Here is an 18,716-nt window from a genome sequence, read left to right as displayed (position 1 = left end):
GGGCTTTTCCAAGTGACCCGCCGTCAGGGCGGAACCCTAAGCCGCCGTTACCGCACCAACGGATATGCCCCCAACAACCCATAAAAAAACCCGGCACGAGGCCGGGTTTGTTTAACCACTCAACTGAGCATCAATGCAGAATCTGGCTCAAGAACAACTTAGTCCGCTCATTCTGCGGATTATCGAAGAAGTCGTTCGGCGCAGCCTGTTCAACGATTTCACCCTTGTCCATAAAGATCACGCGGTTAGCCACGGTGCGGGCGAAGCCCATTTCGTGGGTCACGCAAAGCATGGTCATGCCGTCTTCGGCCAGACCGATCATGGTGTCGAGCACCTCTTTCACCATCTCCGGGTCGAGTGCTGAAGTCGGTTCATCGAACAGCATGATTTTCGGCTTCATGCACAACGCACGGGCAATCGCCACACGCTGCTGCTGACCACCGGACAATTGGCCCGGGAATTTATGCGCCTGCTCCGGAATGCGGACGCGTTCCAGGTAATGCATGGCGATTTCTTCGGCCTGGCGCTTGGGCATCTTGCGCACCCACATCGGCGCCAGCGTGCAGTTCTGCAGGATGGTCAGGTGCGGGAACAGGTTGAAGTGCTGGAACACCATGCCGACTTCACGGCGCACCGACTCGATCTGCTTGAGGTCGTTGGTCAGCTCCACGCCATCAACCACGATGCGACCCTGCTGGTGTTCTTCCAGACGGTTGAGGCAACGAATGGTGGTGGACTTGCCGGAACCCGACGGGCCGCACAGCACGATACGCTCGCCCTGCTTGACGTTCAGGTTGATGTCTTTCAACACGTGAAACTGGCCGTACCACTTGTTCACGCCCTGCATCTGAATAATGCCTTCAGGGCTCACAGGCTTTTTGATTGCTTCGCTCATTACAGAACTCCTAACGCTTGTGGCCAGTGTCGAGCTTGCGTTCCAGATGCATGGAATAGCGCGACATACCAAAACAGAAAATCCAGAACACCAGGGCCGCGAACACATAACCTTCAGTGGCCATACCCAACCATTTCGGGTCGGCGGCGGCTTGCTTGACGCTGTTGAGCAGGTCGAACAGGCCGATGATGATCACCAGGCTTGTGTCCTTGAACAGCGCAATGAAGGTGTTGACGATGCCAGGGATCACCAGCTTCAGGGCTTGCGGCAGAATCACCAGGCCCATGCTGCGCCAGTAACCGAGGCCCATCGCGGCGGCCGCTTCGTACTGACCTTTGGGGATCGCTTGCAGACCACCGCGCACCACTTCGGCGACGTAGGCCGACTGGAACAGGATCACGCCGATCAGCGCCCGCAGCAGTTTGTCGAAGTTCATGCCTTCGGGCAGGAACAGCGGCAGCATCACCGAGGACATGAACAGCACGGTGATCAACGGCACGCCGCGCCAGAACTCGATGAAGGTCACGCAGACCACTCGAATCGCCGGCATGTTCGAACGACGGCCCAGGGCCAGGACGATCCCCAGTGGCAAGGCACCGGCAATACCGACGGTGGCGATCACCAGGGTCAGCATCAAGCCGCCCCATTGGCTGGTCGCAACGTTGGTCAAACCAAAGACGCCGCCATGCAACAGGAAGTAGGCAATGATCGGGTACAGCACCAGGAAGCTCAGCCCGTACACCGCTTTACGGTGAAAGCGCGAGATGAACAGGGGTGCGATGCCGATGACTGCCAGCCACACGGTCAGGTCCACGCGCCAGCGCAGCTCCGGCGGGTAGTAGCCGTACATGAACTGACCGAAACGCTGCTGGATGAACACCCAGCAGGCGCCCTCCTTGGTGCAGTCGGCGCGAGTAGTGCCGACCCAGTTGGCGTCCAGGATCGCCCAATGCAGGATCGGCGGAACCACCAGGTAAATCAGATAGAACGCGAACAGGGTCAGCAGCGTGTTCAGCCAGCTGGAGAACATGTTCGCGCGCATCCACGCCACCGGCCCGAAGACTTTGCTCGGTGGCGGCATATCAGGCTTGAAAGTATGAGTACTCATGCGCTTTTCCTTACCGCTCGATCAGCGCAATGCGCTTGTTGTACCAGTTCATCAGCAGGGAAATGCTGATACTGATCGCCAGGTACACGCTCATGGTGATGGCAATGACTTCGATCGCCTGCCCGGTCTGGTTCAGCACCGTGCCGGCAAACAACGACACCATCTCCGGGTAACCGATACCGGCCGCCAGCGAGGAGTTCTTCGCCAGGTTCAGGTATTGGCTGGTCAGCGGCGGGATGATCACGCGCAGGGCTTGCGGGATGATCACCTTGCGCAGGGTCGGGCCGTTGCGCAAACCCAGCGAGTGCGCCGCTTCGGTCTGGCCGTGGCTGACCGACTTGATACCCGAGCGCACGATCTCGGCGATGAACGCCGCGGTGTACACCGTGAGGGCCAGGGTCAGCGCCAGCAGTTCCGGGATCAGCACCCAGCCACCGACAAAGTTGAAGCCTTGCAGCTTGGGCATTTCCCAGTGCAGTGGCGCGCCGAAGATCAGCGCGCACAGCGCCGGGATCGCCAGGAACATTGCCAGACCGACCCAGAACTTATGGAACGGTACGCCGGTTGCTTCGAAGCGCTTGGTGGCCCAGCGACTCATCAGCACGATGGCGACAATGGCCACGACAATGCTGGCCACAAACGGCCAGAAACCGTCCGCCACCAACGCCGCGGGCATGTTCAGGCCTCGGCTGCTGACGAAGAAGGTGTCACCGAAGTTGTGGCTGTTGCGCGGCCCCGGCATGGTCAGGAACACCGCGAAGTACCAGAACAGGATTTGCAGCAGCGGTGGAATATTGCGGAAGACTTCCACATAGACCGTCGCCAGCTTGCTGATGATCCAGTTCTTCGACAACCGTGAAACACCAACGATGAACCCGAGGATCGTCGCCAGGATTACGCCGATAAAGGTCACCAGCAGCGTGTTGAGCAGGCCGATGACAAACACTCGGGCATAGGTGTCCGATTCGGTGTAGTCGATCAGGTGTTGAGCGATGCCGAAACCGGCACTGCGCTCCAGAAAGCTGAAACCGGAGGTAATGCCCCGGTGTTGAAGGTTGGTCTGCGTGTTGTCGAACAGATACCAACCCATCGAGACCACCGCCACAACGGTGATGATCTGAAATAGCCACGCACGCACTTTGGGATCGCTGAGGCTGAGCCTCTGCTTTGGTGCGCCGATTGAATTTTGCATGAAGTGCCCCGGATGTAATGGAACAGAACATCACCCGGTGGTTGGCCCACCGGGTGATAGAACCATCAGCGCACTGGTGGTGCGTATTGAATGCCGCCGTTGTTCCACAGAGCGTTCAGCCCGCGGTCGATTTCCAGCGGAGTGCTCTTGCCCAGGTTTCTGTCGAACACTTCGCCGTAGTTACCGACTTGTTTGACGATTTGCACGACCCAGTCTTTCTTCACTTTCAGGTCTTTGCCGTATTCGCCATCAGTGCCCAGCAGACGAGCTACGTCAGGGTTTTTGGTGGCTTTGGCTTCGGCTTCGACGTTCTTCGAAGTGATGCCGGCTTCTTCAGCGTTGAGCATGGCGTAGCCAGTCCAGCGCACGATGGCCAGCCACTCGTCGTCGCCATTACGCACGACCGGGCCCAGTGGTTCCTTGGAAATGGTTTCCGGCAGAACGACGTAGTCCTTCGGCGACGCCAGCTTGCTGCGCTGGGCGAACAGTTGGGATTTGTCGGAGGTCAGCACGTCGCAACGACCGGATTCCAGCGACTTGGCGCTTTCGTCGGAGGTGTCGAAGGTGATCGGGGTGTACTTCAGACCGTTGCCGCGGAAGTAGTCGGAAACGTTCAGCTCGGTGGTGGTACCGGCCTGGATGCAGATGGTTGCACCGTCCAGTTCCTTCGCACTTTTAACGCCCAGCTTGTTGTTTACCAGGAAGCCGATGCCGTCGTAGTAAGTGATGAAGCCAGGAAACTTCAGGCCCATACCCGCATCACGGGAGCTGGTCATGGTGGTGTTGCGCGACAGAATGTCGATTTCGCCAGACTGCAGCGCGGTGAAGCGCTCCTTGGCGTTCAACTGACTGAACTTGACCTTGGTCGCGTCGCCAAAAACGGCAGCCGCCACAGCGCGGCAGAAGTCCGCGTCGATCCCCAGAATCTTGCCGGTAGCGTCTGGAACCGAGAAGCCCGGCAGACCATCACTGACACCGCACTGTACGAAACCTTTTTTCTGCACTGCATCCAGGGTTGCACCCGCCTGAGCGAACCCACTGACACCAAGCACTGCAGCAGCAGTCACGATAGCCAGGGTGGATTTCAACATCTTCATTCAAACCTCCAGTTTTGCTCTTGTTGTGTCGGAGCTTGAGTCCAGTCGCACCCTTATGAGGCGTAATTGACCCGTGTTGGTTTTTTTTGGGGTCAACCGACGTAGGACCTGCGCTATGAGTCTAGTAGGAGAAAATCCACATCATGGACCACTCACTTCTCACCAATCGGCCGAACGGGCGGTAGCCCTTTCACGTTCGCGAAGCCCGTAGCGGCCACTGGCGAACATCCATCACCGGATTTTTTGCTATCCCACCACTAACAATGGCCTGATAGTGTTACCGACAGGCGTGGGATTTTTCGTACAGGCTTCCCATAGCAAAGCCCGTACCAGACCGCTCGCTAAAGCGATTCAGCGACAGGTCAATAGCAAAACTTGTAGCCTTGCGACATCTTCGTAACTGATCAACCTGACGCGCACTCACATCTCGCACTCAATGAGAGCGCATGCACACTATTGGAGCAGCCATGACCGAGCCCTTGATTCTTCAACCCGTCAAGCCCGCAGACGCCTGCGTAATCTGGCTGCACGGCCTGGGCGCCGACCGCTACGACTTCCTGCCGGTGGCCGAAGCGCTGCAGGAAAATTTGCTGACCACCCGTTTTGTCCTGCCGCAGGCACCGACCCGCGCGGTCACTATTAATGGTGGCTACGAGATGCCCAGCTGGTACGACATATTGGCCATGAGCCCGGCACGCGCGATCAGTCGCGAGCAGCTGGAGGAGTCCGCGCAACGGGTCATCGATTTGATAGAAGAGCAGAAGGCCAGCGGAATAGACGCTTCGCGGATCTTTCTCGCCGGTTTTTCCCAAGGCGGCGCCGTGGTATTGCACGCAGCCTTTCTTAAATGGCAGGGACCGTTGGGCGGCGTACTTGCGCTCTCGACTTATGCACCGACCTTCAGCGATGAACTGGAGCTTTCGGCCAGCCAGCAGCGCATTCCCGTGCTGTCTTTGCACGGCCAGTACGATGACGTGGTGCAAAACTCCATGGGTCGCACCGCCTACGAGTATTTAAAGCAGCATGGTGTCACCGTGACATGGCAGGAATACCCAATGGGTCACGAAGTGTTACCCGAAGAAATTCGCGACATAGGCGTCTGGCTTGCCGAGCGCTTGGGTTAACCCTTGACGTTAAAAACCGCCCATTGATCATCCCACTACGCCGCGCCCGATTCTTGCATTACACTGGCCGGCGTACATTCCTTAACCAATTGATGAGATGACCGTGCTCAAAGCACTCAAGAAAATGTTCGGTAAGAGCGAGGCTGAGCAGCTCGCGCCAGTCTCCAGCGCTCCGTCTCACATCCCCAGCCACCGCACCGACGGTATTCAGCCTGGCCAGACCGCAACCGTAGCGGCACCGAAACACGAGCCGATGACCACACCGGCCGCCCCATCCGCCCCGGCCATTGCCTCTGAACAGCCGAGCAGCGAAGCCCAGAAACCTGCGAAACCACGTCGCGAACCCAAGCCAAAGGCACCGGTTATCCCGTGGAAACTCGAAGACTTCGCCGTCGAACCCCTGGAAGGCAAAACCCGCTTCCACGATTTCAAACTCGCCCCGGAACTGATGCACGCCATCCAGGACCTGGGCTTCCCGTACTGCACGCCGATCCAGGCGCAGGTGCTTGGCTTCACCCTCGCGGGTAAAGACGCCATCGGTCGCGCTCAGACCGGCACCGGCAAAACCGCTGCGTTCCTGATCTCGATCATCACTCAGCTGCTGGAAACCCCGCCACCCAAAGAGCGCTACATGGGTGAGCCCCGCGCGTTGATCATCGCGCCCACCCGGGAACTGGTGGTGCAGATCGCCAAGGACGCCGCCGACCTGACCAAGTACACCGGCCTCAACGTGATGACGTTTGTCGGCGGCATGGACTTCGACAAGCAGCTCAAGCACCTCGAAGCCCGCCATTGCGACATCCTCGTGGCCACCCCGGGCCGTCTGCTCGACTTCAACCAGCGTGGCGACGTGCACCTGGACATGGTCGAAGTGATGGTGCTGGACGAAGCCGACCGGATGCTCGACATGGGTTTCATCCCACAAGTGCGTCAGATCATTCGCCAGACACCGCCGAAGAACGAGCGTCAGACGCTGCTGTTCTCCGCGACGTTCACCGAAGACGTGATGAACCTGGCCAAGCAATGGACCACCGACCCGTCGATCGTCGAGATCGAGTCGCAGAACGTGGCCAGCGAAAATGTCGAGCAACACATCTACGCCGTGGCCGGCGCCGACAAATACAAACTGCTCTACAACCTGGTCAACGACAACGGTTGGGAGCGGGTGATGGTGTTCGCCAACCGCAAGGATGAAGTGCGGCGCATTGAAGAGCGCCTGGTGCGTGATGGCGTCAACGCCGCGCAACTGTCTGGCGATGTCCCGCAGCACAAACGCATCAAGACCCTGGAAGGTTTCCGCGAAGGCAAGATCCGCGTCCTGGTCGCCACCGATGTTGCCGGTCGCGGCATCCACATCGATGGCATCAGCCACGTGATCAACTTCACGCTGCCGGAAGTCCCTGACGATTACGTGCACCGCATCGGCCGTACCGGTCGCGCAGGCGCTGATGGCGTGTCCATCAGTTTTGCCGGTGAAGATGACTCCTACCAGCTACCGTCCATCGAGGCGTTGCTGGGTCGCAAAATCAGTTGTGAAACGCCGCCGACGCATCTACTGCGGGCGGTAGAGCGTAAGCGCCCATAACACGGGCCTTTAGCGAAAGAGGCGCAGCCGGAAACGGACTGCGCTTTTTTTTCGCCTCGATGTTGCTCAAGACAACTAAAAGTCCATAATGGACAAATTAGTTTACTTTAGCTCGGAGCCGACCATGTCCAGTACGCCCTACGTGATCAACCAATCTCAGGCCCGCGAGCTGCTGGCACAGGTGGATGTGCCGAAGATCCTGCGCAAACTGTTTCGCGACCTGGCTGCCGGTCAAGCTGTGCAACCATCTCAACAACTGGTGGAATTCCCCCAAGGCGCCGGTGATTTCATCAACTATCTGGGCGTGTTGGCCGAAGACGGCGTTTACGGGGTCAAGACTTCGCCTTACATCGTCCGTGAGCAGGGTCCGCTGGTGACTGCATGGACGTTGTTGATGTCGATGCAGACCGGCCAACCGCTGTTGCTATGCGATGCCGGCGAACTGACCACCGCTCGCACAGCCGCAACGACCGCCGTCGCCATCGACGCCCTCGCCCCACCGCAAGCACAACGCCTGGCGATTATCGGCAGCGGCAAAGTGGCTCAGGCACACCTGCATTACGTCAAGGATCTGCGCGAATGGCAGAGCATCAGCCTTTATTCGCCAGGCTTGAGCGAACTGGATTGCGAGGCACTGGCACAGCTCAAAAACCTCGATCCACGCCTCACACTCGTCGACAGTCGTGAAGCCGCCGTTCACGATGCGGATGTCATCATGCTCTGCACCTCCTCCGCAGGTCCGGTGATCGATCCGGCAAGCCTGAGCAAACCGGCACTGATCACGTCCATCAGCACCAATGCGCCGCGCGCCCATGAAGTGCCGCCGCAGAGCCTCAAGGACATGCACGTGTTCTGCGACTATCGCCTGACCACTCCGGGCTCGGCGGGTGAAATGCTGATCGCAGGCGAGCAACATGGCTGGGACAAAAGCTCGATCATCGGCGACTTGCCCGATCTGCTCAGTGAAAAAGTGCAACGGCCTGACTACGATCGCCATGTGTTCTTCCGCTCCATCGGCCTGGGCCTGGAAGACATCGCGCTGGCAAACGCCATTTACCGCCTACAGTACTAACCCCCCTAGCCCCTGTGGGAGCGAGCTTGCTCGCGATAGCGGCCTGCCATTCAGCAATGATGTTGACTGAATTTCCGCCATCGCGAGCAAGCTCGCTCCCACAAGGGATCTCCAATATTTCGGCATTTACGCCCCACAGGAGACGTTCATGAGCCAGGCAGACTTCATCATCATCGGCGGCGGGATTGCCGGCGCTTCCACCGGTTTCTGGTTGTCGCAGCACGCCCGCGTGATTGTGCTCGAACGCGAATCCCATCCGGCCTATCACTCCACCGGACGCTCCGCCGCACTGTATACCGCAGCCTATGGCACGCCGCAGGTGCGGGCGCTGACCCAGGCCAGTCGCGAGTTCTTCGACGCACCACCGACAGGTTTCTGCGAACACCCGCTGCTGACCCAGCGCGGCGAGATGACCGTGGACTTCACCGGCGATCCGGCCGAACTGAACAACCAATACTTGAGCGCCAAAGCCACGGTGCCTGAGATGCAACTGCTCAATGCCGACGAAGCCTGCGCGCGCCTGCCGATCCTGCGCCGGGAAAAAGTCCACGGTGCCATTTACGACCCGACCGCCAGCGACATCGACACCGATGCCCTGCACCAGGGTTATCTGCGCGGCATTCGTCGCAACAAAGGCGAAGTCCACACCGACAGCGAAGTGCTGGGTCTGAGCCGTGATGCCGCAGGTCTGTGGCAGGTTCAAACCAACGGCGCGACCTTCACTGCGCCGATTCTCATCAATGCCGCCGGTGCGTGGGCCGACAAGATCGGTGAACTGGCCGGCGCCAAACCGCTGGGCCTGCAACCGAAACGGCGCGCGGCGTTCATCTTCGCCGGTCCCGAGGGCGTGGACATTCACCATTGGCCGATGCTGGTCAGCCTCGATGAATCCTTCTACATGAAACCCGACGCAGGGATGTTCCTTGGCTCGCCGGCCAATGCCGACCCGGTCGAGCCCCACGACGTACAGCCTGAAGAGTTGGACATCGCCATGGGCATCTATCAGATCGAAGAAGCCACCACCTTGACCATCCGCCGCCCGACCCGCACCTGGGCCGGCCTGCGCAGCTTCGTCAGCGATGGCGATTTGATCAGCGGCTTCGATCCGCAAGTGCCGGGGCTATTCTGGGTCGCGGCACAAGGCGGTTATGGCATCCAGACTTCACCGGCCATGGGCCAGGCCAGCGCGGCGCTGGTACGCGGCGAAGCCTTGCCCGAGCCGCTCACTCGTTTCGGTCTGGATGCCGAGATGCTATCCCCCGCTCGCCTGGGCTGATTTCGTCCTCAGGTGACGTGCCGACACGATTGCGGCAAACTTCCAGCGCCCTTTTTGCAGGGCGCTGACGCTGCCTGGAGCTCCACCGTATGAATGCACCTGAAAAAGACCCGGCCCTGGACAACTACCGCGCGATCGCCGATGCCATCGCCACCCTGTTCTTCCCCCACGCCGAGGTGGTGCTGCACGACCTGCGCACGCAAAAAATCGACTACATCGCCAACAACCTGTCCAAGCGGGAAGTCGGCGATGACGCCGCGCTGGAAGACATGCTCAGCGACGACATCAGCGAACGAAACATCGGGCCGTACGAAAAGCTCAATTGGGATGGTCAGAAGATTCGCAGTCTGAGCAGCGTGCTACGCGACAGCGAAGGTCATCCGCTGGCGGTGCTGTGCATCAATCTGAATATTTCACTGTTTGAAAACGCGAAAGCGGCGCTGGATTTGTTCCTGTCGCCAAGCAAGCTCATCCCGCAACCGGACGCACTGTTTCGCGATGACTGGCAGGAGCGGATCAATACGTTCCTGCACGCATGGCTGCGTGAACGTCAGCTGAGCCTGAACCTGCTGACACGCGACCACAAACGCGAACTGGTGCTGGCATTGCACGCCGAAGGGGCCTTCAAGGGCAAAAGCGCATCGAACTATGTGGCCAATGTGCTGAACATGGGACGTGCGACTGTTTACAAGCATTTGAAGGAATTGAAGGGCTAAGATTTTTATTGGCTGATCGGGCCCCATCGCGAGCAAGCTCGCTCCCACATTAGTCCTGCTACACAGGTCCATTGTGGGAGCGAGCTTGCTCGCGATAGCTATCGATTAGTCGCCGTAGATGTCGGACTTGAAGTATTTCTCGGAAATCTTCTGGTATTGACCACTCGCGCGGATGCCGTCGATGGCGGTGTTCAGTTCACTGACCAACTCGGTATTGCCCTTGCGTACCGCAATCCCCGCACCTTCGCCGACGTATTTCGGGTCCTTGAGTTCCGGCCCGACAAAGGCATAGCCCTTGCCACGCGGCATCGACAGAAAGTCACTCAATGGAATGGTGTCGGCAAAAATGGCGTCGAGGCGACCCGCTGCCAGGTCCATGTAGATTTCTTCGTTGTTACCGTAGCGCTTGACGTTGATACCCTTGGGTTCGAAAACCTCGGTCGCGTAACGGTCGGTGGTGGTTGCACGCTGAACGCCCACTGTCTTGCCTTTGAGGCTGGCGTATTGGTCATCGACAACCGCGCCGTCCTTCATCACCAGGCGCGATGAAGTGAAGTAGTACTTGTGGGTGAAATCCACCGACTTCTTGCGGTCTTCGTTGATGGTCATGGACGACAGCGCCATGTCGATTTTCTTCACTTTCAGCGAAGGAATCAGGCCGTCGAACTCGCCTTCGACCCACACGCATTTGACCTTCATCTGCGCGCACAGGGCGTTGCCGATGTCATAGTCGAAACCCACGATCTCGCCGGTGTCGGTTTTGGATGCGAATGGCGGATAGGCGGCTTCGATGCCAATGCGCAGGGTTTTGTCAGCGGCGAACACAGAGCTGCACGCCAACAGGCTCAGCGCCAGACCGGTGATGAGGGGGAATTTCTTCATGTTCGTTCTCTCGCGGGTTGTTGTTGGTTTGGCAAGACAGAAGAAAGAGCAGAAACGGGAAACGCCTTTTTTGTACTTATAATTCCATACTGGACTTTTATGTATAGATCGTCAATCGGCTGAACAGGGTTGAGCCTGGCCGATGGTCGGGTGAGAAGTCAGGAAGTTATTCAGTGATGCGGATGGCCTCATCGCGAGCAGGCTCACTCCCACAGTTGACCGCATTCCAATGTGGGAGCGAGCCTGCTCGCGATGGCGTACTTGAGAACTCTGAAGATCTACTGCTTCCAGCGATCTGCCGCCGCATGATCGCTGTCACGCCCTTCCACCCATCTCGGCCCCTCACGGGTGTTTTCTTTCTTCCAGAACGGCGCACGGGTCTTCAGGTAGTCCATGACAAAGGCGCAGGCATCGAACGCAGCCTGGCGGTGGGCGCTGGCGGCGCCAACGAAGACGATCGGCTCGCCCGGCTCCAGGGCGCCGATTCGGTGCAGTACTTCGAGCTTGAGCAACGGCCATCGCTGCTCAGCCTCAAGGGCAATCTTGGCGAGCGCCTTTTCGGTCATGCCCGGGTAGTGCTCAAGGAACATCCCGGCCACGTCGAGCCCGTCATTGAAGTCGCGCACGTAACCGACAAAACTCACCACCGCGCCGACGCCGACATTGGCGGCGTGCATCGCATTGACTTCAGCACCCGGATCGAATGCCGTGGACTGCACGCGAATGGCCATGATCAGCCCCCCGTCACGGTCGGAAAGAACGCCACTTCATCACCGTCCGCCACCGGTTCATCGAGCTGACACAGGTCTTCATTACGGGCGCACATCAGGTTCTGCTCGCTCAGCACCTCGGCACCGTCACGCTGGGCGAGCAATGCGCGCACATCATCGACCGTGGCGAAATTGCCTTCAACGTCCAACGAATCCATTCCGAGCGCTTCGCGGTAACGGGCAAAAAACTTCACGGTGAGGTTCATGGCTGATCCGCCTGGAAATGGCCGCTCTTGCCGCCGACTTTCTCCAGCAGCCGCACACTTTCAATGGTCATGCCCCGATCGACGGCTTTGCACATGTCGTAGATCGTCAGTGCGGCAACGCTGGCAGCGGTCAGTGCTTCCATCTCGACGCCGGTCTGCCCGGACAACTTGCAACGCGCGACGATGCGCACCGTGTCCTCGCCTTCGGCACTGAGTTCGACTTTGACACCGGTCAGCATCAGCGGATGGCACAAGGGAATCAAATCGCTGGTTTTCTTCGCGGCCTGGATGCCGGCGATGCGCGCCACGGCGAACACATCGCCTTTGGGATGACCGCCGCTGACGATCATTTGCAGGGTTTCGGGCAGCATGCGCACCAGCGCTTGGGCCGTCGCTTCACGGAACGTCACGGCTTTTTCAGTGACGTCGACCATGTTGGCGCGACCTTGGGAATCGAGATGAGTCAGCACAGGGATACTCCTGATCAGGAGCGTCGATTGTAAACCTGCGGGTCAATTTTCCGCACGCACGATTATCCGATCACATTGAATCCTGTGGGAGTGAGCCTGCTCGCGATAGCGGAGTGACAGTCACCTCCACGTCGACTGACAGTCCGCTATCGCGAGCAGGCTCACTCCCACATTTTGAATTGTGCTGAGCATAAAAAAACCGGGCGACTGTGAGGTCGCCCGGTTCGTTGATGAACGTTACAGATGCGATTCGGCGTATTCGGCCAGAATCGAACGAGGCACCCCTTGCAGGGTGATGTGGACACCGTTGGGGAAGTCTTTGAAGCGTTCGGTCAGGTACGTCAGCCCGGAACTGGTCGCGGACAGGTAAGGGGTGTCGATTTGCGCCAGGTTGCCCAGGCACACCACTTTAGAGCCGGCGCCGGCACGGGTGATGATGGTTTTCATCTGGTGCGGCGTCAGGTTCTGGCATTCATCGATCAAAATCAGGCTTTGCTGGAAGCTGCGACCTCGAATGTAGTTGAGGGATTTGAACTGCAACGGCACTTTGCTGAGGATGTAATCGACGCTGCCATGGGTGTTTTCATCGTCCATGTGCAAGGCTTCGAGGTTATCGGTGATAGCGCCCAGCCAAGGCTCCATTTTTTCCGCTTCGGTGCCAGGCAGGAAACCGATCTCCTGATCCAGGCCCTGCACGCTACGGGTCGCGATGATCCGGCGGTAGCGCTTGCTGACCATGGTCTGCTCGATCGCCGCCGCCAGGGCCAGGATGGTTTTACCGGAACCGGCGGCGCCGGTCAGGTTGACCAGGTGGATATCCGGATCCAGCAAGGCATACAGCGCCAGGCTTTGATAGATGTCACGCGGTTTCAGTCCCCAGGCTTCCTGGTGCAACAGGGGTTCCTGATGCAGGTCGAGAATCAGCAGGCGGTCTTCCTCGATCTCCTTGATCCAGCCGACAAACCCCTGTTCGTCGATGATGAATTCATTGACATGCACAGCCGGCAGGTTGTCGATCAGTTGCACCTGATGCCAGGTGCGACCGTGGTCCTGACGGGTTTCGACATTCTTCACGCGATCCCAGAACGAGCCGTCCATGGTGTGATAACCATTGGGCAGCAGCGATACGTCATCAACCAGTTGGTCAGTGCTGTAGTCCTCGGCCGCGATCCCGCACGCGCGGGCCTTGAGGCGCATGTTGATATCTTTGGTGACCAGCACCACGGGCAGCTTGGGCTCGCGCGCGTGCAGGTCAATCAACTGGTTGATGATGATGTTGTCGTTCAGGTGTTCCGGAAGAATGATGTTCGGCTCGGCACGCTTGCTCATCAGAATTGACAGCAAACCCTTGGGCCCGCCTTTGCCACGCTGAATCGGCACACCCAGCTCGACATCTTCAGGGCTGGCATCGCCCAGGGTCTTGTCGATCAGGCGAATCGCCTGACGGCATTCCGCGGCCACGCTGTGATGCCCGCTCTTGAGCTTGTCCAGCTCCTCAAGCACGGTCATCGGAATGGCAACGTGGTGTTCTTCGAAGTTAAGCAGGGCGTTTGGATCGTGAATCAATACGTTGGTATCGAGTACATAAAGGATTGGCTGGTTGGAGGAAGAACTACGTCCGTGATCATCCATACTCGGTCACCTTTGTGGGAGCCATTCGACGCAATACCTTGACAGTGCTGCGCCTCGAAGTGACTGCCGAATTCACCTGCGAGGACTCAAGTGAACTGCACACAAATGGGGGTCTTGGAAGACGCCACCTGTCTGCAGGTTTCGGCGGTCTGTCTTCGTAATACTCCAAAACCCATGACAGAAAAAAGTACTTTGACGTTTTTTTGATGTTTATTTTTCAGAGTGACCAATAACACTAGGCGGATGGCCATCACCCCGTTAAAGTCGGAAGTCCGCCTGCACCGAAATCCTCTGAAAAATCACCCCTCCTGGCCATCATCCCCAATGATTGCTGGCTTTCTCGCGTTCAGCGAAAGGCGTCCTGACAGTCCTCCCAACCGATCCCGCTTTGCGCCGTTTGCGTGATGAGCCAGGGCATCGCCGTTTTCACCGCATCCTGCTTCACATTGAAATTAATCACCCCGTGCCGCCACAACAGCATCAGCGTCAACACGCGTTGCGCGCTCGCGCTGCCCTTGAGCTTGCCAGCGCCGTCCTGGGCATCGATGTCCCACAAGCCCACCTGCAAGCCCTGAGCCTTGAAGAAGCTTTCGGCATCCGAGCGTCGCTGTCCGTCGGGTGGGCGAAACAGCGGCACATAGTTTTCCGGAAGTTTGCTTTTGACCAGTTCGACGCTGCGACGCACGGAATCCTGCCAGTCCTGCCAATGGCTGTGGGAGCGAAACTCCCAGCCTTGCACACCGATGCACTGCGTGGAGTACGTCGCTTGCAGACTGGCCACCGAGCGCTCGGCCAGACGCGCCTGAATATCCTTGCCCAGCACGAAGAACGTGCCGCTCATGTTGGCCTTGCGCAGGTATTGCGCCACCCAGTCGGTGTTGTCCGGCGTGGCATTGGCGGCACTGTCGAACGTCAGCAAAAACAGGCGGTCATGCATCTCGTCGCCGTTGCGCTCATAGTCGCCAAAACGATCGACTTCACTGCTGACTTGTGGGAACAGCGCGGCCTTGCGCAACTGTTCGTCAAGGTACTGGGCATGGAACAAACGGCTCGGTTCGGACCACTTGATGTAATAGCTGTCATCGCTGAGCTGAAACTTGGCCGCTTGCTGGCGCAGGGTGTCCAGGTCTTCGACCAGGAAACAGAACGAGGCGTCCTGATCGCAGCTGCGCTGGGCGAAGTTGTAGTTGGCGAGCAGGCGCTGCCACAGGCGCTGGCGCAGGTTGTTGACCGATTCGAGGTTGATCGTGCGCAACCCCAGGCGCTGGGCCAGAGCGGGCTCATCCAGCGATTCGCTGGCCAGCAGTACGCGCGCAAACATGAGGATCTCAGCCCGCGAAGCGACATCGAACAGCGTCGGGTTATTGAGCTGTTCAGGCCAGGTGCTGCGATCAAGTGTCGCCACGTCGCCCGGTGCCGCCATGGCGCCGAAACTCAAGAGCCAGGCCGAGAATAGAAAAACGATACGCAATGGGATGTCTCCATAACAAAACCCGCGCGGCACTATAGCTGATCCGGCCCGCATTCCCGCAGCACTGTGGGAGCGAGCTTGCTCGCGATTGCGGCGTATCAGGCGACATCGATATTGAGGGTGCCGCCGTCATCGCGAGCAAGCCCGCTCCCACAAGGTTCGTGGATGGCCACCGATCACCTATGAACGTGATAGCTGGAGTCAACCGGCCCAACCCCCTAGAATCGGCGCCACGATTAAAGGAGACGACTTCATGCTGATGGTGATTTCCCCCGCCAAGACCCTCGATTACGAAACACCGCCGGCCACCCAGCGTTTCACCCAGCCGCAATACCTCGATCACTCCCAGGAGTTGATTCTGCAACTGCGCGACCTGACGCCCGCACAGATCAGCGAGTTGATGCACGTCTCCGACAAGATCGGCGGGCTCAACGCGGCGCGTTTCGGCAGCTGGACTCCGGCCTTCACCCCGGACAACGCCAAACAGGCATTGCTGGCCTTCAAGGGTGATGTCTACACCGGGTTGAACGCACAAACCTTCAGCGAAGCCGATTTCGATTACGCCCAACAGCATTTGCGCATGTTGTCCGGCCTGTACGGCTTGCTGCGCCCACTGGACCTGATGCAACCGTATCGCCTGGAAATGGGCACCAAACTGGCGAATGCCCGTGGCAAGGACTTGTATGCCTTCTGGGGCACGCGGATCAGCGAATGGCTGAACGAAGCCCTGGCCGATCAGGGTGATGACGTGCTGCTGAACCTGGCCTCCAACGAGTACTTCTCGGCGGTCAAGCGCAGCGCCCTGAACGCGCGCATCGTCAACACCGAGTTCAAGGACTGGAAGAACGGCCAATACAAGATCATCAGCTTCTATGCGAAGAAGGCGCGCGGCATGATGAGCCGTTACGTCATTGAAGAGCGGATCAACGATCCGGCAGACCTGAAAGAGTTTGATATTGAAGGTTATCGGTACAGCGCCGAACAGTCTAAACCGGACAATCTGGTATTCCTGCGCAACCCCACTTCAGAGTAAGCATTTGATCGGTGTGCGACTTGCAAAACAGTCGTGCGCCGACGCTTGATCGTCTAACAATCCCCCGCCTATTCGTCGACCTCTTGACGCCAAAAAAACCACACTCCGATTTCTAACTTTTGTTTCACTCGACTTCCATGATTTTTTTCAGTAGTGGCACTGAAAATTTTTTTCAGTAGTGGCACAAAACTACCAAGCCGAGAATTAGCCAATATATAAAGGGCCAAACCGACATTGCTATCAGTGTGAAAGCAGTGCCATCTTCTTCAATATTTCAAGAAATTTCAGAAATCGCGATGGGTGGACAGGAACTATGTCCAAATGCGTAGTTCATACCACCGGTAACGATTATCTCAATGCGTGTACGAGATAACTTACGCAGAGAAGAGATCCACCTAGCAAAGTTGTCACATTAACTTCAGCAGACTGATCTTTGATTTTGGCAACACATTTAAGGACAGGAGATACGCCTATGACTATCCCCTTTCAAGGCCAAGGCTGCGCCCCTATAAACGTGCTCGCCTGAGCACTAAACCGCTTGATTTACGGGCTTCACGGCCTGGCTTTGAGCGCGCAAGACCTTTGCACGTTGTCTTCTGACTGGAAGACCGGCTGCATAACAGGGCACATCAGAATAATAAGGCCTAGTTGCGCACATTTTGAGTGATCTTATTTAGACGCTCGGAACTTTGTATGCCTGCACGCGGCATTGTGGCGCCTATAAGCCGCACTTGCGCGTGCACTATGACCGCTGAACACCATTAACTCCGGCCATGTAATGGCTTGATAAAACACTGAGGTAATTGCGATGCGCATCAGCATATTTGGTTTGGGTTACGTCGGCGCAGTCTGTGCCGGTTGCCTGTCTGCACGGGGCCATGACGTCATTGGCGTCGATGTTGCCAAAGACAAAATCGATATGATCAACGCTGGCAAATCGCCAATCGTTGAACCGGGTCTGGGCGAACTTCTGCAGAAGGGTATCGCGACAGGCAAACTGCGCGGCACGACCAACTTCGCCGAAGCGATTCGTGACACCGACCTGTCGATGATCTGCGTCGGCACGCCGAGCAAGAAGAACGGCGATCTGGAACTGAACTACATCGAAGCCGTGTGCCGCGAGATCGGTTTTGTCCTGCGTGACAAGACCACCCGCCACACCATCGTGGTTCGCAGCACCGTCCTGCCGGGCACTGTCGCAAACGTTGTCATCCCGATCCTCGAAGACTGCTCCGGCAAAAAAGCCGGTATCGACTTCGGTGTTGCCGTGAACCCTGAGTTCCTGCGTGAAAGCACCGCGATCGCCGACTACGACCTGCCGCCAATGACCGTTATCGGCGAGTTCGACAAAGCGTCGGGCGACGTTCTGCAATCGCTGTACGAAGAACTCGACGCACCGATCATCCGCAAGGACATCGCTGTCGCCGAGATGATCAAATACACCTGCAACGTGTGGCACGCCACCAAGGTGACCTTCGCCAACGAGATCGGCAACATCGCCAAGGCGTGTGGCGTCGACGGTCGCGAAGTGATGGAAGTGGTCTGCCAGGACAAAACACTGAACCTGTCCCAGTACTACATGCGCCCAGGCTTCGCGTTCGGCGGCTCGTGCCTGCCAAAAGACGTGCGCGCCCTGACCTACCGCGCCGGTGCCCTGGACGTGGAATCGCCGCTGCTGAACTCGCTGATGCGCAGTAACGAGTCCCAGGTGCAGAACGCCTTCGACATCGTTTCCAGCCACGACAAACGCAAAGTCGCCCTGCTCGGCTTGAGCTTCAAGGCCGGCACCGATGACCTGCGCGAAAGCCCGCTGGTTGATCTGGCGGAAATGCTGATCGGCAAGGGTTACGACCTGAGCATCTACGACAGCAACGTCGAATACGCCCGTGTCCACGGCGCGAACAAGGACTACATCGAGTCGAAGATCCCTCACGTCTCGTCCTTGCTCAACTCGGACTTCGACGACGTGATCGCCAACTCCGACGTGATCATCCTTGGTAACCGTGACGAGAAATTCCGCGCCCTGGCGCAGGAAGCTCCAGCCGGCAAACAAGTGGTCGACCTGGTCGGCTTCATGTCCAAAGCCACCAGCGTGAGTGGCCGGACTGAAGGCATCTGCTGGTAACAAGCGGTATCGGGAGGGTTTGCGGTGCTCGATGAGACTGCAAACCCTCCCGGCTTTTTCGC

The 18,716-nt window shown here is 58.1% G+C and carries 17 protein-coding genes; 7 read left to right on the top strand and 10 right to left on the bottom strand.

Translation table 11 applies throughout. The features are described from left to right. Positions 1–130: 130 nt before the first annotated feature. The 4 genes from QRN31_RS06875 to QRN31_RS06860 form a co-directional block, all read right to left on the bottom strand. Positions 131–895 (bottom strand): amino acid ABC transporter ATP-binding protein, encoded by a 765-nt coding sequence (locus QRN31_RS06875; protein WP_149628833.1) that lies wholly within the window; start codon positions 893–895, stop codon positions 131–133. Between the two features lie 10 nt (positions 896–905). Continuing rightward, on the bottom strand, positions 906–2,003 hold the full coding sequence (locus tag QRN31_RS06870; RefSeq protein WP_285430973.1) for an amino acid ABC transporter permease: 1,098 nt from the start codon (positions 2,001–2,003) through the stop codon (positions 906–908). A 10-nt stretch (positions 2,004–2,013) separates the two neighbouring features. Next, positions 2,014–3,195, bottom strand: a complete 1,182-nt coding sequence (locus QRN31_RS06865) for an amino acid ABC transporter permease (RefSeq protein ID WP_285430972.1) — start codon at positions 3,193–3,195, stop codon at positions 2,014–2,016. A gap of 65 nt (positions 3,196–3,260) precedes the next feature. Next, positions 3,261–4,292, bottom strand: coding sequence for an amino acid ABC transporter substrate-binding protein (locus QRN31_RS06860; RefSeq protein ID WP_090188122.1), 1,032 nt, complete (start codon positions 4,290–4,292; stop codon positions 3,261–3,263). Positions 4,293–4,759: 467 nt separating this feature from the next. Here QRN31_RS06860 and QRN31_RS06855 point away from each other — a divergent pair, with 467 nt between their 5' ends. From QRN31_RS06855 to QRN31_RS06835, 5 genes are all read left to right on the top strand, one after another. Further along, a complete protein-coding gene (locus QRN31_RS06855) occupies positions 4,760–5,416 on the top strand; it encodes an alpha/beta hydrolase (protein WP_285430970.1) in 657 nt (218 codons plus the stop codon). A gap of 97 nt (positions 5,417–5,513) precedes the next feature. Then, the gene (gene rhlB / locus QRN31_RS06850; protein ID WP_285430969.1) at positions 5,514–7,001 is read left to right on the top strand and encodes an ATP-dependent RNA helicase RhlB; all 1,488 of its coding nucleotides are present in this window, start codon (positions 5,514–5,516) and stop codon (positions 6,999–7,001) included. A gap of 124 nt (positions 7,002–7,125) precedes the next feature. After that, the gene (locus QRN31_RS06845; RefSeq protein WP_285430968.1) at positions 7,126–8,073 is read left to right on the top strand and encodes an ornithine cyclodeaminase family protein; all 948 of its coding nucleotides are present in this window, start codon (positions 7,126–7,128) and stop codon (positions 8,071–8,073) included. Between the two features lie 148 nt (positions 8,074–8,221). Then, a complete protein-coding gene (locus QRN31_RS06840) occupies positions 8,222–9,349 on the top strand; it encodes an NAD(P)/FAD-dependent oxidoreductase (protein ID WP_285430967.1) in 1,128 nt (375 codons plus the stop codon). An 89-nt stretch (positions 9,350–9,438) separates the two neighbouring features. Further along, entirely contained in the window at positions 9,439–10,065 is a 627-nt protein-coding gene (locus QRN31_RS06835; protein WP_285430966.1) for a helix-turn-helix transcriptional regulator, read from the top strand. A gap of 105 nt (positions 10,066–10,170) precedes the next feature. Here the strand turns inward: QRN31_RS06835 and aotJ are convergent, their stop codons facing one another. The 6 genes from aotJ to QRN31_RS06805 all read right to left on the bottom strand — a co-directional run bounded on the left by aotJ (position 10,171) and on the right by QRN31_RS06805 (position 15,496). After that, positions 10,171–10,947 (bottom strand): L-arginine-binding protein AotJ, encoded by a 777-nt coding sequence (gene aotJ / locus QRN31_RS06830; RefSeq protein WP_285430964.1) that lies wholly within the window; start codon positions 10,945–10,947, stop codon positions 10,171–10,173. A gap of 278 nt (positions 10,948–11,225) precedes the next feature. Then, entirely contained in the window at positions 11,226–11,678 is a 453-nt protein-coding gene (moaE, locus tag QRN31_RS06825; protein WP_285430963.1) for a molybdopterin synthase catalytic subunit MoaE, read from the bottom strand. A gap of 2 nt (positions 11,679–11,680) precedes the next feature. Continuing rightward, positions 11,681–11,923 (bottom strand): molybdopterin converting factor subunit 1, encoded by a 243-nt coding sequence (gene moaD, locus QRN31_RS06820; protein ID WP_285430962.1) that lies wholly within the window; start codon positions 11,921–11,923, stop codon positions 11,681–11,683. Next, on the bottom strand, positions 11,920–12,393 hold the full coding sequence (gene moaC / locus QRN31_RS06815) for a cyclic pyranopterin monophosphate synthase MoaC (RefSeq protein WP_285430961.1): 474 nt from the start codon (positions 12,391–12,393) through the stop codon (positions 11,920–11,922). The genes moaD and moaC overlap by 4 nt, the downstream gene beginning before the upstream one ends. 237 nt (positions 12,394–12,630) lie before the next feature. After that, the gene (locus QRN31_RS06810; protein ID WP_285430960.1) at positions 12,631–14,025 is read right to left on the bottom strand and encodes a PhoH family protein; all 1,395 of its coding nucleotides are present in this window, start codon (positions 14,023–14,025) and stop codon (positions 12,631–12,633) included. 346 nt (positions 14,026–14,371) lie between these two features. Continuing rightward, the gene (locus QRN31_RS06805; protein ID WP_285430959.1) at positions 14,372–15,496 is read right to left on the bottom strand and encodes a polysaccharide deacetylase family protein; all 1,125 of its coding nucleotides are present in this window, start codon (positions 15,494–15,496) and stop codon (positions 14,372–14,374) included. Positions 15,497–15,749: 253 nt separating this feature from the next. Here QRN31_RS06805 and yaaA point away from each other — a divergent pair, with 253 nt between their 5' ends. Continuing rightward, the gene (gene yaaA / locus QRN31_RS06800; protein ID WP_285430958.1) at positions 15,750–16,529 is read left to right on the top strand and encodes a peroxide stress protein YaaA; all 780 of its coding nucleotides are present in this window, start codon (positions 15,750–15,752) and stop codon (positions 16,527–16,529) included. A gap of 808 nt (positions 16,530–17,337) precedes the next feature. After that, on the top strand, positions 17,338–18,654 hold the full coding sequence (locus tag QRN31_RS06795; RefSeq protein WP_285430957.1) for a nucleotide sugar dehydrogenase: 1,317 nt from the start codon (positions 17,338–17,340) through the stop codon (positions 18,652–18,654). The last annotated feature ends 62 nt before the right edge of the window (positions 18,655–18,716 follow it).

It is taken from the genome of Pseudomonas sp. fls2-241-R2A-110, from assembly GCF_030209165.1.
Taxonomy (GTDB): domain Bacteria; phylum Pseudomonadota; class Gammaproteobacteria; order Pseudomonadales; family Pseudomonadaceae; genus Aquipseudomonas.
Note: the sequence above shows the minus strand (reverse complement) of the source record. Positions and strands in the feature narration are given on the sequence as shown.

What these genes read in the sequence shown, in the direction of transcription:
- QRN31_RS06875 (WP_149628833.1), bottom strand. Translation starts at nt 895, where the DNA reads ATGAGCGAAGCAATCAAAAAGCCTGTGAGCCCTGAAGGCATTATTCAG.
- QRN31_RS06870 (WP_285430973.1), bottom strand. Translation starts at nt 2,003, where the DNA reads ATGAGTACTCATACTTTCAAGCCTGATATGCCGCCACCGAGCAAAGTC.
- QRN31_RS06865 (WP_285430972.1), bottom strand. Translation starts at nt 3,195, where the DNA reads ATGCAAAATTCAATCGGCGCACCAAAGCAGAGGCTCAGCCTCAGCGAT.
- QRN31_RS06860 (WP_090188122.1), bottom strand. Translation starts at nt 4,292, where the DNA reads ATGAAGATGTTGAAATCCACCCTGGCTATCGTGACTGCTGCTGCAGTG.
- QRN31_RS06855 (WP_285430970.1), top strand. Translation starts at nt 4,760, where the DNA reads ATGACCGAGCCCTTGATTCTTCAACCCGTCAAGCCCGCAGACGCCTGC.
- rhlB (WP_285430969.1), top strand. Translation starts at nt 5,514, where the DNA reads ATGACCGTGCTCAAAGCACTCAAGAAAATGTTCGGTAAGAGCGAGGCT.
- QRN31_RS06845 (WP_285430968.1), top strand. Translation starts at nt 7,126, where the DNA reads ATGTCCAGTACGCCCTACGTGATCAACCAATCTCAGGCCCGCGAGCTG.
- QRN31_RS06840 (WP_285430967.1), top strand. Translation starts at nt 8,222, where the DNA reads ATGAGCCAGGCAGACTTCATCATCATCGGCGGCGGGATTGCCGGCGCT.
- QRN31_RS06835 (WP_285430966.1), top strand. Translation starts at nt 9,439, where the DNA reads ATGAATGCACCTGAAAAAGACCCGGCCCTGGACAACTACCGCGCGATC.
- aotJ (WP_285430964.1), bottom strand. Translation starts at nt 10,947, where the DNA reads ATGAAGAAATTCCCCCTCATCACCGGTCTGGCGCTGAGCCTGTTGGCG.
- moaE (WP_285430963.1), bottom strand. Translation starts at nt 11,678, where the DNA reads ATGGCCATTCGCGTGCAGTCCACGGCATTCGATCCGGGTGCTGAAGTC.
- moaD (WP_285430962.1), bottom strand. Translation starts at nt 11,923, where the DNA reads ATGAACCTCACCGTGAAGTTTTTTGCCCGTTACCGCGAAGCGCTCGGA.
- QRN31_RS06810 (WP_285430960.1), bottom strand. Translation starts at nt 14,025, where the DNA reads ATGGATGATCACGGACGTAGTTCTTCCTCCAACCAGCCAATCCTTTAT.
- yaaA (WP_285430958.1), top strand. Translation starts at nt 15,750, where the DNA reads ATGCTGATGGTGATTTCCCCCGCCAAGACCCTCGATTACGAAACACCG.
- QRN31_RS06795 (WP_285430957.1), top strand. Translation starts at nt 17,338, where the DNA reads ATGCGCATCAGCATATTTGGTTTGGGTTACGTCGGCGCAGTCTGTGCC.